The organism is Nonomuraea sp. B208 (assembly GCF_057536035.1).
The window spans coordinates 982570-996986 of sequence record NZ_BAAJOU010000021.1; the positions used below are offsets into that span (position 1 = coordinate 982570).

At 67.0% G+C, this 14417-nt stretch carries 16 protein-coding genes and 1 pseudogene; 13 read left to right on the forward strand and 4 right to left on the reverse strand.

The features are described from left to right. Positions 1–7 precede the first annotated feature (7 nt). From AC27IY_RS21600 to AC27IY_RS21635, 8 genes are all read left to right on the forward strand, one after another. Positions 8–337, forward strand: coding sequence for an SCO3933 family regulatory protein (locus AC27IY_RS21600; protein ID WP_487178997.1), 330 nt, complete (start codon positions 8–10; stop codon positions 335–337). After that, positions 330–1664 carry an FtsK/SpoIIIE domain-containing protein gene (locus tag AC27IY_RS21605; RefSeq protein WP_487178998.1) on the forward strand — a complete coding sequence of 445 codons (1335 nt, stop codon included), beginning with the start codon at positions 330–332 and terminating at the stop codon, positions 1662–1664. The genes AC27IY_RS21600 and AC27IY_RS21605 overlap by 8 nt, the downstream gene beginning before the upstream one ends. A gap of 21 nt (positions 1665–1685) precedes the next feature. Further along, positions 1686–2372: a DUF2637 domain-containing protein gene (locus tag AC27IY_RS21610; protein ID WP_449950837.1), complete on the forward strand. Its 687-nt coding sequence runs from the start codon at positions 1686–1688 to the stop codon at positions 2370–2372. A gap of 14 nt (positions 2373–2386) precedes the next feature. Beyond that, entirely contained in the window at positions 2387–2716 is a 330-nt protein-coding gene (locus AC27IY_RS21615; RefSeq protein ID WP_487178999.1) for a hypothetical protein, read from the forward strand. Between the two features lie 10 nt (positions 2717–2726). Continuing rightward, positions 2727–2888 (forward strand): hypothetical protein, encoded by a 162-nt coding sequence (locus AC27IY_RS21620; RefSeq protein ID WP_350776349.1) that lies wholly within the window; start codon positions 2727–2729, stop codon positions 2886–2888. 243 nt (positions 2889–3131) lie between these two features. Further along, positions 3132–4466 (forward strand): replication initiator, encoded by a 1335-nt coding sequence (locus AC27IY_RS21625; RefSeq protein WP_487179000.1) that lies wholly within the window; start codon positions 3132–3134, stop codon positions 4464–4466. Next, positions 4459–4650, forward strand: a complete 192-nt coding sequence (locus tag AC27IY_RS21630) for a helix-turn-helix transcriptional regulator (protein WP_106253235.1) — start codon at positions 4459–4461, stop codon at positions 4648–4650. The genes AC27IY_RS21625 and AC27IY_RS21630 overlap by 8 nt, the downstream gene beginning before the upstream one ends. Then, a complete protein-coding gene (locus tag AC27IY_RS21635) occupies positions 4647–6011 on the forward strand; it encodes a tyrosine-type recombinase/integrase (protein ID WP_487179001.1) in 1365 nt (454 codons plus the stop codon). The genes AC27IY_RS21630 and AC27IY_RS21635 overlap by 4 nt, the downstream gene beginning before the upstream one ends. 325 nt (positions 6012–6336) lie before the next feature. Here AC27IY_RS21635 and AC27IY_RS21640 read toward each other — a convergent pair whose 3' ends face one another. Next, positions 6337–6486, reverse strand: coding sequence for a hypothetical protein (locus AC27IY_RS21640; protein WP_487179002.1), 150 nt, complete (start codon positions 6484–6486; stop codon positions 6337–6339). A gap of 503 nt (positions 6487–6989) precedes the next feature. On the opposite strand from AC27IY_RS21640, the gene AC27IY_RS21645 reads away from it, so the two are divergent. Beyond that, positions 6990–8741 (forward strand): hypothetical protein, encoded by a 1752-nt coding sequence (locus tag AC27IY_RS21645; RefSeq protein ID WP_487179003.1) that lies wholly within the window; start codon positions 6990–6992, stop codon positions 8739–8741. A gap of 2 nt (positions 8742–8743) precedes the next feature. Beyond that, positions 8744–9037 carry a hypothetical protein gene (locus AC27IY_RS21650; RefSeq protein WP_487179004.1) on the forward strand — a complete coding sequence of 98 codons (294 nt, stop codon included), beginning with the start codon at positions 8744–8746 and terminating at the stop codon, positions 9035–9037. Positions 9038–9048: 11 nt separating this feature from the next. Here the strand turns inward: AC27IY_RS21650 and AC27IY_RS21655 are convergent, their stop codons facing one another. Together AC27IY_RS21655 and AC27IY_RS21660 are read right to left on the reverse strand one after the other, a co-directional pair. Then, entirely contained in the window at positions 9049–9450 is a 402-nt protein-coding gene (locus AC27IY_RS21655) for a hypothetical protein (protein ID WP_487179005.1), read from the reverse strand. Between the two features lie 190 nt (positions 9451–9640). Continuing rightward, complete coding sequence (locus AC27IY_RS21660; protein ID WP_487179006.1) at positions 9641–10291, reverse strand: HAD family hydrolase; 651 nt, start codon at positions 10289–10291, stop codon at positions 9641–9643. 294 nt (positions 10292–10585) lie between these two features. Between AC27IY_RS21660 and AC27IY_RS21665 the strand changes: the two genes are divergently transcribed. The 3 genes from AC27IY_RS21665 (at position 10586) to AC27IY_RS21675 (ending at position 13914) form a co-directional block, all read left to right on the forward strand. Then, on the forward strand, positions 10586–12469 hold the full coding sequence (locus AC27IY_RS21665; protein WP_487179007.1) for a DNA/RNA helicase domain-containing protein: 1884 nt from the start codon (positions 10586–10588) through the stop codon (positions 12467–12469). A gap of 759 nt (positions 12470–13228) precedes the next feature. Beyond that, the gene (locus AC27IY_RS21670) at positions 13229–13624 is read left to right on the forward strand and encodes a hypothetical protein (protein ID WP_487179008.1); all 396 of its coding nucleotides are present in this window, start codon (positions 13229–13231) and stop codon (positions 13622–13624) included. Next, on the forward strand, positions 13621–13914 hold the full coding sequence (locus AC27IY_RS21675; protein WP_487179121.1) for a hypothetical protein: 294 nt from the start codon (positions 13621–13623) through the stop codon (positions 13912–13914). The genes AC27IY_RS21670 and AC27IY_RS21675 overlap by 4 nt, the downstream gene beginning before the upstream one ends. A gap of 94 nt (positions 13915–14008) precedes the next feature. Here the strand turns inward: AC27IY_RS21675 and AC27IY_RS21680 are convergent. Further along, positions 14009–14327: pseudogene (locus AC27IY_RS21680) on the reverse strand (transposase); the annotation flags it as partial. Between the last annotated feature and the right edge of the window lie 90 nt (positions 14328–14417).

Consider the following 14417-nt stretch of genomic DNA (forward strand, 5'->3'; position numbering starts at 1 on the left):
ACGCACCATGCGCACCCTTCCCATCCCTGTCGACACCAGCAAGCTCGCCATCACCTGCGTCAAGGCCCCTCGGCCTCGCGTGCTCAACAAGGACACCGGCGAGATCAAGACCGACAAGCACGGCAACACCGTCTACGAGGTCACCGTCTCCGTGGAGGACGAGTTCGGCCGGATCGAGCTCGTCAAGATCGGCATCACCGGAGAGCCGCCCATCAAGGCCGGCGACGCCGTCCACGCGGTCGGCCTTCTCGGCTACGTCTGGGAGATGGCCGGCCGGTGGGGCATCTCCTACCGGGCCACCGCCCTGCTACCGCAGCAGGAGGCCGCCGGTGTCTGACCAGTTCTACCCGCTGCTCGCAGTCCTGGCCGCCTCGGCGGCCGGGCTGTGGGCCTGGCGCCGCTGGCACTACCGCTCCTTCTGGCTTCTGATCGGCTTCCCGATCACCGCCATCAGCGTGTGGACGTCCTGGCGCAAGATCGCCCTCGGCTGCGGGCTGACCAAGAAGCGGCAGCGCTTCTGGTTCACCACCGTTCCCGGCCTGGTCGCCTCGACCGGCGTCGTCCGCGTCAAGCGCAAGTTCCAGCGCGTCGCCGTCGACACCAAGCCGTTCATGTGGCTGCCGCTGCCGACGATGAACGGCTGGCGGGTCACCCTGCACACCCTGGAAGGACAGATCCCGGCCGACTACGCCGCCGTCGCCGAACGTCTGGCGCACTCCTGGGGCGTCCACGCCGTGCGCGTCTCCTCCGACAAGCCCGGCCGCGTACGCCTCGCCGCGACGATCCGCGATCCGCTCGTCCGGGTCGATGACCTGCCGCCCTCGACCGAACTGCTCAAGGTCACGGTAGGACGGTTGGAGACCGGTACGCCGTGGATGATCGACTTCCGGACCGTGCCGCACTGGATCAACGCGGGGGCCACACAGTCCGGCAAGTCCAACCTGGCGAACGCGCTCATCGTCGGCCTGGCGCCGCAACCGGTCGCCCTGGTCGGCTTCGACCTCAAGGGCGGGGTGGAGTTTACTCCGTACGGGCCGCGGCTGTCCGCGCTGGCCACCACTCGCGCCGAGTGTGGCGGCCTGCTGGATGACCTGGTGGCGCTCATGACCGACCGGATGGGCGTGTGCCGGATGGCCGGCGCCCGCAACATCTGGCAACTCCCGCCGAACATGCGGCCGGTGCCCATCGTGGTCCTGGTGGACGAGCTGGCCGAGCTGTACCTGATGGCCGACAAGTCAGAGAAGGACGAGATCGCCAAGACCTCGACCGCGCTACTGCGGATCGCGCAGCTCGGGCGGGCGTTCGGCATCTACCTGTTCTGCTGCGGACAGCGGATCGGCTCGGACCTCGGCCCCGGCGTCACGGCGCTTCGCGCCCAGTGCTCGGGCCGGATCTGCCACCGGGTCAACGATCCCGAGACAGCCACTATGACCCTCGGCGACCTCGACCCCGCCGCGCTCGACTCGGCCCGCGCCATCCCGGCGCAGACACCCGGCGTCGCCATCGTCGCCAACCAGGACGGCCAGTGGTACCGCGCCCGCTCCTTCTACGTCAGCGAACAAGCCGCGGAACACGCCGCCCACACCTACGCCGACCGAGCACCCACCTGGGCCGACGTCATGGCCGCCCAGACCCATCACCTGCCCGACTCGCAGTCCGCCTGAGCGATCGAGAGGAGGAACGAGATGCGCCGCTTCGCCGCCTGGCTGCTCGACACCGGTCCCGTCGTCGTCCTGGCCCTCATCGCCGGGGCCGGCTCCTTCACCCACATCCGCGACACCGCCACCGAGAACGGCCAGGCCGGCTGGATGGCCTGGGCCATAGCCATCTGCATCGACCTGACATGCGTCATGGCGGCCCGCGAACGCCAGCGCGACCGCAAGACCAGCCGAACCCGGCGCGGCCCGATCTCCTGGCCCGTCCTCGTCCTGACCGGAGGCGTCGTCCTGTCCCTGGCCGCCAACCTCGCCCAGGCCACGCCGACCCTATGGGGCTGGATCACCGCCGGGACTCCGGCCGGCGCCTTCCTCGTCGCGGTCTCCATGCTCGAACGGCGCGCTGCCACGACCCGTACTGACCCGTCCCCGGACGTCCTACAGCCGTCCCCGTCCTGGGCCACCGCGTCCCAGGACGTCCCGGAGCAACCCGCAGCCGTCCCGTACGAGGACCGCCCCGCCCTCGTCCCCGCCGACGAGGACGGTCGGAACGAGGGGCCCGCTCCCGCCCCTGCGCTCGTCGACTACGCCCGCCGCGTGGCCGCCGAACACCAGACCAAGCACGACAAGCCCATCACCCGCGACCTACTGCGCGCCCGCCTGGGCGTGTCCGACCAACTCGCCGCCGACCTGCTCCGCACCTTGCGGGCCTCATGACAAGGAGCATCACCATGCGCGACCGCCGCCGAGAACTCATCAACGGCCTGCTCAATCTGGCCGTCTTCCTGGAGAAGCACCCCGACCTGCCGGCCTCGTTCAACGTCACCCTCTACCACTTCGCCAGCAGCGAGACCGACGATGACCTACGCGCCGAAATTGACCAGATTGCCGCCCGGGTCGGCTCCTCGATCGACTTCGACGACTCCCCGAACGGCCACTACGCGACCTCCGTGCACTTCGGGCCCGTCGAGTACCGCGCCGTGGCGATTCTCGCCGCGGCCCGCGCCCGCCACGAGGCCGTCAACAGCTACCGCGACTGCATCCAGCCCGACGCCAACTAGGAGCCACTACATGCGTATCCGTCTCGAAGGCAACCGCGCCGAGATCACCCTCGGCCTGATCCACCTGCGTGAGGTCTTCACCGTCACCGCGATGTCGCGGGCGTTCCCGAACCGCGCCCACCCGCGCAAGTACCGCGTCTACGTCCGCGTCGTCCCGCGCGACAACCGGTGAACACCATGATCGTCCATCACTACAGCTGCTGCACCTGTAGCGGCACCGGCCTCAACGACGACCAGACCTGCGCCGACTGCCACGGCACCGGCATCGACAACCACGGCGCATAGCCGTAGCGCCCCCCGCCTGGCCACACATCCGCCAAGATCCGCGCCAGGCCGGGGGCCATCCACACCAGCGTCACTGGATAGGACGGAACCCATCTTGCCCCGCCTTGCCCATTCTCACGCGGTAGCCGGGATGATCGCCCGGCTCCATGACCCGAACTACGACCGCTGGGCCTGCCAGATCAAGCGCACCGGCGGTTGCCGTCAGCCCATCCACCTGCGCGGCAAGGTCGAACACTACGACCAGGCCACCGGCGACCTCCTGCACCGCTACAGCACCAATCAGGAGCCGGACGGCGTTCTGCGCGTCCCGTGCAAGACCCGCCGCGCCTCCCGCTGCCCGGCCTGCGCCGAGGTCTACCGCGCCGACACGTACCAACTGATCCGCGCTGGCCTCGTCGGCGGCAAGGGCGTCCCGGAAACGGTCTCGGCGCACCCATGCCTGTTCGTGACCCTGACCGCGCCGTCCTTCGGGGCCGTCCACGCGCGGCGGGAGAAGAACGGCAAGGTCCTGCCCTGCCACGCCCGTCGCGACGCCGAGACCTGCCCGCACGGCCAGGTCATGTCCTGCACCAACCGCCACAGTGCTGACGACCCGCGCCTCGGCGAACCGCTGTGCCCTGACTGCTATGACTACGACGGCTCGGTCCTGTTCAACGCCATCAGCCCCGAACTCTGGCGCCGCTTCACCCTCGCCCTGCGCCGCCGCTTCGCCCGCCTCAACGGCCTGACCGTCAAGGCCCTGCGCGAACACGTCAGCATCGCCTTCGCCAAGGTCGCCGAATACCAGCGGCGTGGCGTCGTCCACTTCCACGCCGTCATCCGCCTCGACGGACCCGACGGTCCCGACTCGCCACCGCCGGCCTGGGCGACAGCCGACGATTTGTCCCAAGCCGTCGATCACGCCGCAGCCGTGGTCACCGCCGAGGTCAAGCCTCTCAATCGGTCCTTCCACTGGGGCGCCCAGCTCGACGTCCGCCCCATCACCATGGACGGCGACCTCACCGAACAAGCCGTCGCCGCCTACATCGCCAAGTACGCCACCAAGGCCGCCGAATGCGTCGGCACCCTCGACCGCCGCATCCAGCCACTGGACAACCTAGAAGCACTGCCCGTCCAGGACCACGCCCGCCGGCTGATCGCCGCCTGCATGCGCCTGGGCAGTGAGCCCGGACTGGCTGACCTGAGGCTCATCCACTGGGCTCACATGCTCGGCTTCCGCGGCCACTTCTCCACCAAGAGCCGCCGCTACTCGACCACCCTCGGCGAACTCCGCGCCGCCCGCGAAGAACACATGCGCGCTGAGGCGATCAGCCTCGGACGGCTGCCTCTCTTCGACGAGGACACCATTCTCGTCGTCGCTCACTGGGAGTACGCCGGACAAGGCCTCTCCCTCGGAGACCAACTCCTCGCCGCTGCGCTCACCGGCACGCCGCTCGCGACACGGGCGGTAACCGCCGATGAGTAGGCGCGACGAACTGCTGACCATCCCGCAGGTGCTCGCCGAGTTGGGCGGCGTCTCCCGGCGCACCTTCTACCGCTGGCGCGAGCTCGGTCGCGCGCCGGTCTGCATCCAACTGCCCAACCTCGAACTCCGCGTCTGGCGGAGCGACCTCAACGCCTGGCTCGACTCGCGACGGGAGGCCGCGTGAACACCACCTACGACGTGAAGCTCGGCGTGATCCAGCACCGTACGGACCGCGAGACTCCTACGTTCATCGCCCGCTGGCGGGTCGCGGGCAAGCCCAAGTCCAAGAGCTTCCGGACCAAGGGCCTCGCCAACGCCTTCATGTCCGACTTGCGCCAGGCCGCCAAGATGGGGGAGGAGTTCGACATCGCCACCGGCCTGCCGGTGTCGATGCTCGCCGCCAAATCCTCCGGGCCGTCGTTCCTGGAGTTCGCCCAGACGTACGTGCTCGACCGCTGGGGCACCTTGGCGGCCCGCACTCGGGAGACGGACGCCTATGCGCTCCTGACACTGGTCCCTGCTCTGGTGGCCGACGCGCCGCGCCGGCCCAAGGACGAGGAGCTGAGGGAAGTCCTCCGGACGTACGCGCTCATCCCAGAGAAGAGACGCCCTGCCCTGACCGACGCCCAGACCGCGGCATTGGGCTGGCTGGAAAGGGCGTCGCTCCCGCTGTCCGAACTGAAGGAGCCGCACGTCCTTCGTACGGCGCTTGCCGCCATCTCGGTCACCTTCGCCGGTGCTCCGGCCGGAGCGAACACGGTACGGCGCAAGCGCGCTGTCCTACACCACCTGCTGGAACACGCAGTCGAGCAGAAGGTGTTCGGCACCAACCCACTGGACGAGATCAAATGGACGGTGCCGAAGGCCGTCACGGTCGTCGACCCGCGCACCGTGGTCAACCCGGCCCAAGCCCGGCGACTGCTCGACGCCCTGCCCAAAGTGGGGCGCAAGCGCGGTCCTCGCCTCAAGGCGCTGTTCGCCTGCATCTACTACGCGGCGCTGCGGCCCGAGGAGGCGGCGGACCTGCGGCTGACGAACTGCACGCTGCCCGAGACGGGATGGGGCCTGATCGTCCTGGAGACGGCGCGACCGCAGGCCACGAAGCGCTGGACCGACTCCGGCCAGACTCACGAGTCGCGCAGTCTGAAGCATCGCGCGGACAAGGAGACCCGCGAGATCCCGATCCCGCCCGTCCTGGTGGCCATGCTCCGTGAGCACGTCGCCAAGTTCGGCACCGCCAAGGACGGGAGGATCTTCAGCACCGGGACCGGCGGCACGTACTCCAGTTCGGCGCACTCGTACGTCTGGCAGGAAGCCCGCAAGCTCGCGTTCACCCCTGCACAGGTCGCCTCGTCGCTGGCCGCCCGGCCGTACGACCTCCGTCACGCGGCGGTGTCGCTCTGGCTGAACGTCGGTGTTCCGGCTCCTGAAGTCGCCAAGAGGGCCGGACACAGCGTTGACGTCCTGCTGCGCGTCTATGCCAAGTGCATGGACGGCCAGCAGGAACAGATCAACGGCAAGATCAACGCCGCCCTGGACATATAGCCCGGACTCCATCCGCTGCCGGCCTCGCTCGTTGCGGGGCCGGTTCGTGTTGCACCGCTGTCTTTGCCAAGTCATTCCCGCTGGATGCCGTTGCCCTGCGGCACCCTGACAGGCACGGGCGGCCATTAGGGAGGATCATGCACGAAGACCCGAACCACTGCACCCCCCCGGCCGAAGAACTCCGCTCGCGGCGACGACCGCCGTACGGCCTGCCGCTCCGGGACCGGCGCTGGCCCGGCCTCGACTCTGACTCCTTCGGCTGGCGGAGATACTCGACCCCCACCCCACCGAGGCGATGGGCGTTGCGCGACCGGCGTCGACTGACTCAGCAGGCGCTTGTCGCCGCTCTCCTGAGCTGCGTGGCCGTCAGCATCTGGACGAGTCCTTGGGGAGACGACAGCGCCGCGTCACGATCGATCGCCGCTTCGACGCCGACACCCGTCCCGAGCGTCGCCGGGCGCTCGATCGCGTCCACGCCTTCACCATCGCCACGAGCGCTGCCCTCGATGACACCTCGGTCAAGGCCCCACGTGTTGAAGAGCAAGGCGACGTCGACAAAGCCGCGTCGTCGAGCAGCGCTTCCGGTGGTGCCACACCCGCGTCATCGACATGAGCAGGTGACTCCGCCCATGAAGACCGTGATTCCCACGGACCGCTCGAGGAAGAGCAGGAACACCGAACGACGAGTCAGAGACAGAAGGCCGGCGGAACCGTGGATCGCCGCGCAGTGTGACGAGCGGTTCCCGCCGTCTCGTTCCGAGCTTCGAATCCACAACTGGGCCTGCCGCTCCATTCTCAGCTGAAGGCCAACATCAAGGGGAAGCGCACCCGGCCTTACTGCGAGGTCCGCCCTGAAATCTGGCCTTCTCTCCAACAACGCGTGTAATTCCGGTTGCTTATAGCGATGTATGAGGCATTTACCGGGATTAGCCGTTGTGCTTGACTCCTCCCTGATAGTCACACCCTCGGGGAGGGTACATGGGGGAGTTCGTCGGGATCGACCCCAGCCGGGCGGAACAGCTCATACGCGAGATGGAGGGCGGCAAGGACGTCCTGGGGCGCACTCGGCACGGGCTGGAGGCGGCGATCGCCGAGGCGGGCGCGTCATGGACCGGCCATCCAGGAGTAACGGCCATGCACCGGTCCTGGTCCTTCTTCGACGACACCCAGCGTGATCTCAAATGGCGGATGGACACGCTCAAGCAGATGGTTCCGACTTCCGGGAACGGCCTGCTGACCGTGTTCTTGCCCTTCGACAGCGAAGCCGAGGCCGCGCGCCAGGGAAAAACCGACGCGAGACCCATTACAGAGGCGCTCAAGCGGCATGAGATCGAGAACTCGGTGGAGACCTGGCGGAAGGTCACCGCGGCTACGGCGGCGACGAAGGAGAAGCTAAAGGATCCCGCGTACGCCGCCGCTCTGTTGGCCGCCCTAGGGCCGGACAAGTTCCGCGCGCTCTTCATGCACTGGATGAAGGACAAAGGCCCAGCCATGGACAGAGGTATTCCGCCCGGCCTGCTCCAGCAAGGACGGGAGACCCTGGGGCCGCTGGCCGAGGCGTACGCCAATGCTGAACGCGCCGGGCGGCTGGGGGAGGAGTGGCGCGGCAAGTTCCTGGAGTCCACTCAACCGGGTGTGCTGACTGCACTGATCGCGATGTCCAAGCCGTCGGACAGACTCCTCAACCAGGTGGCGTCGCGGGTGCTGGGCCGTCCGTTGGCGGCCGACTTCCCGACGAGCCCGAACTGGAATCTGCATGCCCTGGTGGAGGCATACGACGCCAACCCGCAGGCGTTGCAGACGTGGCTGGCCGACAATAAGGACGCCGCAGGCTGGCTCCTGCATCCCCAGCGTGCCCGGCTGAGCGGCGTCGCCGAAGCGAAGCTCGCGGGCGCGCTGGACAAGGCATTGAATCCCAACGCTGGAACCGCCGACGTCCGCGATCGGGCGTGGTTCAACATCATCCGGGGGATGGGCGCCGAGAACAGCCCGTGGGTCGGCGGCTCGTGGGGTGTGATCGATGACTCTCCGATCAGCGAGACTCTGGCCAAGAACGTGGCGCCCTACCTCGACCAGCTCGCCCGCGGCCAATCCAAGCGAGACTCCCCCGAATTGGAGGCGGCCTTTCCCGCGTCTCCGTGGGACACCCTCGCCCCCGACGACGCTTCCCGGTTCATGGGCGGTCTGATGCAGGACAAGGACGCGGCGAAGATTCTGATGAAGGCGTCGCAGGACTACACCTTGAGCCTTGACATCGGCCGGTTCCGGCCCTTCGGGGACGAGGCGATTCAGGATCAGTACACCTACCGCGCGGCACTCGCTGGAGGAGCGGCGAACCTGATGCTGGCCGGCTCGACCTATGCCGAGTGGACCGACGACGAATATGCCGACTGGCTCGCAACCGTCGCGCTGCTGCCCGTCGCGTGGCTCTCCAACAAGTATTGGCCTATCCAGGACGTCAACCTGGCCACTGCCCGAGACGCCGGGATGGACGAGGCCAAGGACGGTCTCAAGGGGGCGATCACCGATTACTTCGACAAGAAGACCCCGGCGACAGCAGAGGACGTAGCGAAGCGCATCGTGGACCGGCAGGCTGAGTGGGTGAACTCGTCCCTGAACGAGCATGGTCAGAAGCCGTTGACGGAAGCTCAGCAAAATGAGGTCCGTATGGCGTTCCGTGGGCGGGTTTATGACGCCCTGGTCAAAGCGCTGGAACAGCGGGGAGGTTGAACATGACCATCCCCAGCCAGAGCCAACTACTGAGGCAGGCCGCAGAAAAGGAATTGCTCGCCACAACCCTTGCTCGATACGCCGAAGAGCTGGACAAGGTCTTCGCCGGGACGCTGGCACGGCCTCAGGAAGTCGATGCGTTCTGGAAAGGGCCGGCTGCAGGACGCTTCACCCATCAAGCCGGGCAGCTACGACGCGAGATCGGCGCACTCCGGGAAAGCTGCCTTGCCACGGCGGATCGTCTCCGCAAGCAGGCCCAGCTCGTGCGTACCGAGGCAGCTCAGATGCCGAGCTGATCACGTGGTCATCAGCTTCGTTCGTAACAGCTGGTCTTGCCGACGATCATGATGTTGGGCTTCTGTCCGTTGCGCACAGTTATCAAGAAGGTGATCCCGGACGTTGGATGCCGCAGCACGGCTGTGCCTAAATTCTCGTCGGCAAGGTCCGAGGTGTCCACGATCGTGTCGTAGCCCTGCAGCCCTAAGCCACTCGCCATCAGACCTGCCGAATTACTCGGCGAGTGCTGGGATGGCGAGCCTTTGAAGTCGCCCTGAGCACGGTATAGACGCTGCACCTGTCCTTTCAGGCACCCTATTTCGCTATCCCGATCGGCTCGTTCGGTCGCGCTGGCTGAGCCCGTGGCAGCCAGGTCCTGAGAGGCCAGGAGTTTATCGCCGTCCGCGATGAGCTGCTTCGACGCCTCATCCAAGGAGGGTCTGTCGGAGTCCGCTGAACAGCCTGTCATAGCGGCGAGAGAGACGAGCACCGAGACAACCACAGGCAGTTGGCGGGTAACTAGGCGCACGCCCCGGACACTACCTAACCTCAACAGCCGCGTACACCATGTATGCCTGCTACGCACAACACTTTCAGCCGTGTCCCCCGAACGTAGACCGTCGTCAGCGCGTGTCCCGCATGATGACGAATGCTTCTCCGATATCGGCAATTACGTGGTCGGCGCGGTGTCTGTGCCCTGGCCACGTTCCCCGGTCAATCCAGATCGTGCGAAGCCCGGCGGCCTGCCCTCCTTCGACGTCAGCAATGAGACTGTCGCCGACCATCCATCCGCCCTCGGCAAGGCTGGCCCCGCACCGCTGAGCGGCGATCTCGAACAGACCACTCTCCGGCTTCCGGATGCCCTCGACTCCGGAAACGGCGTAGCCGTCGACCGCATCGGCGAGGCCGGTTCGGCGGAGCTTGCCGAGTTGGTTGTCCGCCATGCCGTTGGTGACGATCCCCACCAGCCAGCCGGCGCTTCGCAAGTCGGCTATGCCTGCCAAGACGCCTGGGTAGCACCGTACGAGGTGGGGCACCCGCCGGCGGTAGCTGGCCCAAAGTTCCTCAACCGGTTCCGGCAGCGCGAAGTGCTCGCGCACCTCGCTGAAGAAGACCTCTCGGTGAGGATGCACGCCTTGGTCCAGGGCGACGAGCCAGGCGACGTCTTCGGAGTCCAAATGATGCTGCTCGGCGAACTCCTCGACCCAGCGTAGAAACGCGTCGTTGAGGTCGATAAGTGTCCTGTCTAGGTCGAAGAGGACGAGGCGCTGCACGATGACACCTTAGGCATGAACGTCTCGACGGCAACAGACGATTCGAGGTCGCCGCACACCTGGCCCAGCGCCGCCCGAATCACGATCTCACATCAAGTGATTCGAATCCTCGTGTCGCATAGGGCTTTCGCCGGCTGCTCAGGCCTGGTTCTCGTTGGGTCATCGGTGACTGGAGCGACGGTGATCCAGGTAACCTTCTGGACGTATCGGTGATGCGGCCCGACGGGCTTCCGCCTCGGTAGCGGACACGCCCCCATACCGCACGAGTCTTTCGTGCTGCCTGGGGGTACATCCGTGGCCGTTTTCCGGCATTCGGCGGAAAGCCTGGTCCAACTGGTGTCTGAGTCGGTGCCCGAGCGCATCCTCAGCGATGTGATCGCTGAGAACCTGCGGGCAACCCAAGGCATCAATCCGGGCAAGAGCGAACGCAGGTCCTGGGACCGGAGCATCCCGATCCTGGCCCGCGATCTGGTCGAAGCCGGGCTGGGCGGCGTCGAGATGCTCATCGAGTACCAGCTGCCGTTAACCAGCAAGCGGGCGGACGTCATTCTCGCCGGACGCGACCGGCGGACGGGAGCCGACTCCTACCTGATCGTCGAGCTCAAGCAGTGGAGCCAGGCCGAGCTGTACGAGGACGACGCTGAGCTCGTCCTGGTGTCGGGGATGGGCAATCGGCCCAAGCTTCACCCGGTCGTGCAGGTGCGTGGCTACTGCGAATACCTGGCTGACTTCGTCGGAGCCCTGGACCAGCACAGGAACGCGGTACGTGGGGTGGCCTACCTGCACAACGCCAACGACCTGGACATCCACGATCTCTACGACCACGTCGAGGACGAACGCACCCGGCTCTTCAGCAAGACACGCCGCGGTCAGTTCGTCGACTACCTCAAGGCGCAGTTTGCCCCCGAGCCGGGAGCCGACGCGGCCGATCGGCTGCTCTCGAGCTCCATCCGGCCGTCCAAGCAGCTGCTCAAGGCCGCTGCCGGGGAAATCAAGAACCGCGACCAGTTCGTCCTGCTGGCCGAGCAGCGCCTGGCCTTCGAGATGGTCATGCACGCAGTGGAGAAGGCCCATGCGAGCAATTCAAAGCAGGTCGTGATCATCACCGGCGGTCCTGGCTCCGGCAAGAGCGTCATCGCGCTGTCCCTGCTCGGCGAGGTCTCCAACCGTGGCTACTCGGTCCTGCACGCCACTGGTTCACGGTCCTTCACCGAGACGATGAGGCGGGTCGTCGCCAAGGGGTCGACCCGGATGAAGGCCATGTTCAAGTACTTCAACAACTTCATGGCCGCCAAGCCCAACGATCTGGACGTCCTCATCTGCGACGAGGCACACCGTATTCGCGAGACCTCGGAAAACAGGTTCACCAGATCAGCGCAGCGAACAGGCCGGCCACAGGTGGACGAACTCATCCACGCAGCCAGAGTGCCGGTCTTCCTGCTGGACGAGCATCAGGTCGTACGACCGGGCGAGATGGGGCGCGTCGCCGAGATCACCGCCCACGCTCATTCCCTCGGCCTCGACGTGCACCAGGTCGATCTGGACGCGCAGTTCCGCTGCGGCGGGAGCCGCAAGTACGAGGAATGGGTGCTACGCCTGCTGGGCTTGGACGGCGAGGCTCCAGAGGTGTGGAAGGGAGACGACCACTTCGCCGTCTCCCTGACCGAGTCCCCGTATGAGTTGGAGGCCCTGCTACGGGCCCGGCTTGAGGCCGGCTACTCGGCACGGATCACGGCGGGGTTCTGCTGGCCCTGGAGTAGCCCTAACGACGATGACAGCCTGGTCGCCGACGTCCGGATCGGCGACTGGGCCCGACCGTGGAACGTCAAGGGCGACAGAGCTGTGGGGAACGCACCGGCCAGCGCCTTGTGGGCTTCCGCACCGGGCGGCTTCGAGCAGGTGGGGTGCGTCTACACCGCGCAGGGCTTCGAGTACGACTGGAACGGCGTGCTCTTCGGCCCGGACCTCGTCTACCGCGACGGCAGGCTGATCACCGTAGGCAGCGCCAGCAAGGACCCAGCACTGACACGTAGGGGCGTCAGTGACGAACGGGCGGACGAGTTGATCCGCAACACCTACAAGGTGCTGCTAACTCGCGGCATGATGGGCACCGCCTTGTACTCGGTGGATCCCGAAACGCAAGAGTTCCTCTCGGGACTGCTGGAGGCGGGTGCATGAGCGACCGGGCAGAGCTCGAAGCTGCCCGGTAACGCCGAAGCGCTCTGGTCGTGTTGACCGGCCCGGCTGAGAATGAGCCGAGCGTGTTGATCTCCGGCCTCCCTCGAGATCATCCCCCGTATGTCCCCAGAACGCTGTCCTACGGCTGCATTCGGGTGCCCGCGGCGGCCTACGAAGGGTCTGGACAGCAAAAGACCTGCGGCTGGGAAACCGCAGGTCAGAGGCCGAATTGCCTGGTCGAGATGAGTGCCCCCGGCAGGATTCGAACCTGCGGCACCCGCTTTAGGAGAGCTCCAGCAACTACGAGCCCAGTTTGGCTACTTATGTGGGGATATGTGGGTGCTGCTCGACAAGTATCGGGCTCTTCGGTGTAGGCCTCCTACGGCTCGCTGCAAGACAGGCGTTCGAGCTGGTCAGGGCCATATTTGTAGCTGGCAGACCGTAAGACACTCCCGCTCTTCAGATGCGGGCGCCTGTTGCGAGTAGTGCTGCGCAGTCCTCCACCGACGCGACCGGGGGCTGGGGCGGGCCGCGTGCTGTTACAGCATCACTCTCGGTGGCGTGGCCTTATGCCAAGTCGCGGTCCATATCGTCTGCGCCATTCCACGTGGACGCCGGCTTGCCTGCCCGCCTGTCACCGTCTGGCCCGCGACTACTAACGGGACCTGAAGGTCTCTGAGGCCGTCATCCGCTGGGCTGCCATCGCCGGCATGGCCCCGTCTCACCCATAGGGGCCCCAAGTTCAACATCAGCGACCCGGTGCTGCAGGGCGCCACCGTCAACGACGCCGACCTGCGGATCTGGAACTACAAGTCCGGCGGACCCTTCGGCGGGCGCGGCGCCAAGCAACTGGTGTCCGCGCCGGGGAAGCTGTTCTTCCGGCAGCGGCCGACCGCCCCGGTCACCGTACGGCTGCCGCTCCCCCTGCCTGAGGGCACCCCCTTAGGAAAGACACTGCGGGGACTGCCGCAACTTAAGGACGCCAAGGGCAAGGCCAAGGCCGCGCCGATCGTGCTGACCGCGACGGACGCCAAGGTCGAGGCCGCCCCCGAGCAGGGCCGAACCCACCCGGCAAGGCGCAGGTCGAGAGCACCGGAAAGACCTCGGAGCTGGTGTTTACCCCGGACGAGAAGTTCCTGGCCGATCCGGCGGTGACCTACCCGGTGACCGTCGCCGCGTCCTCCACCTGGTTCGGCGGCGGCGCCCCCGACGACGCCTGGATCAGCAAGAACGACCCCTGCAACAACTCCGCAGCCGGGTACCTCCGCGCGGGCACCACCTCCACCAGCGCCGACATCGCCCGCGTGTGTAACGGACAGCTGTGCGGGGAGACCATGGGCGCGGGCATCCGGGCCGCGCGCGTCACCGGCGAATGGCCTCTCGGCGGCACGATCGACAGCCTGGACTGGTACAACCAGCCCTCGAGCACGGCAGCGGGTGGATGACGGTAGCCGGGGTAAGGGTTGCCGCCGCCGAATTGGCTGGAGTAGTGCTGGCGCCAGTTGATCGCGGCGGTCTCGCTGGCCGCCAGCCGTACCGGCCCACCCCGGTATGCACCGTTTTGGCGATCTTCCCGTTGCGGGCGTTCCCGGTCACCGCGCCCGCTCCCTGCTCGTGCCGCTTATAGCCGAGATGCGTGGTCAGCTCGGTCTCCGGCGCGCCTTCCAGCACCGCCTTGACCACCTGGCCGAGCAGCGAGCCCTCGCCGGTCAGCCGCAGCGCGCCGCCGCCGTCCCGCGAGCCGGCCAGCAGCAGATCCAGCACCTCATCGCCGAGCACCTGCCGTAGCGGCACCCCCACCGGCGCCGCCGGCGCCGTGGGAGCAGTTTTCCCCGCCATGATGAGCGGCGGCGGCCACCCTCAGGCCGTGGTCGTCAGCTGGAACCGATCCGCGCGTGGCGGCCAGGGCCGCGGTTCCCCGTGTGGTAGGCGTGATCACATTCCCCCG

What these genes read in the sequence shown, in the direction of transcription:
- AC27IY_RS21645 (WP_487179003.1), top strand. Translation starts at nt 6,990, where the DNA reads ATGGGGGAGTTCGTCGGGATCGACCCCAGCCGGGCGGAACAGCTCATA.
- AC27IY_RS21625 (WP_487179000.1), top strand. Translation starts at nt 3,132, where the DNA reads ATGATCGCCCGGCTCCATGACCCGAACTACGACCGCTGGGCCTGCCAG.
- AC27IY_RS21600 (WP_487178997.1), top strand. Translation starts at nt 8, where the DNA reads ATGCGCACCCTTCCCATCCCTGTCGACACCAGCAAGCTCGCCATCACC.
- AC27IY_RS21630 (WP_106253235.1), top strand. Translation starts at nt 4,459, where the DNA reads ATGAGTAGGCGCGACGAACTGCTGACCATCCCGCAGGTGCTCGCCGAG.
- AC27IY_RS21650 (WP_487179004.1), top strand. Translation starts at nt 8,744, where the DNA reads ATGACCATCCCCAGCCAGAGCCAACTACTGAGGCAGGCCGCAGAAAAG.
- AC27IY_RS21620 (WP_350776349.1), top strand. Translation starts at nt 2,727, where the DNA reads ATGCGTATCCGTCTCGAAGGCAACCGCGCCGAGATCACCCTCGGCCTG.
- AC27IY_RS21615 (WP_487178999.1), top strand. Translation starts at nt 2,387, where the DNA reads ATGCGCGACCGCCGCCGAGAACTCATCAACGGCCTGCTCAATCTGGCC.
- AC27IY_RS21610 (WP_449950837.1), top strand. Translation starts at nt 1,686, where the DNA reads ATGCGCCGCTTCGCCGCCTGGCTGCTCGACACCGGTCCCGTCGTCGTC.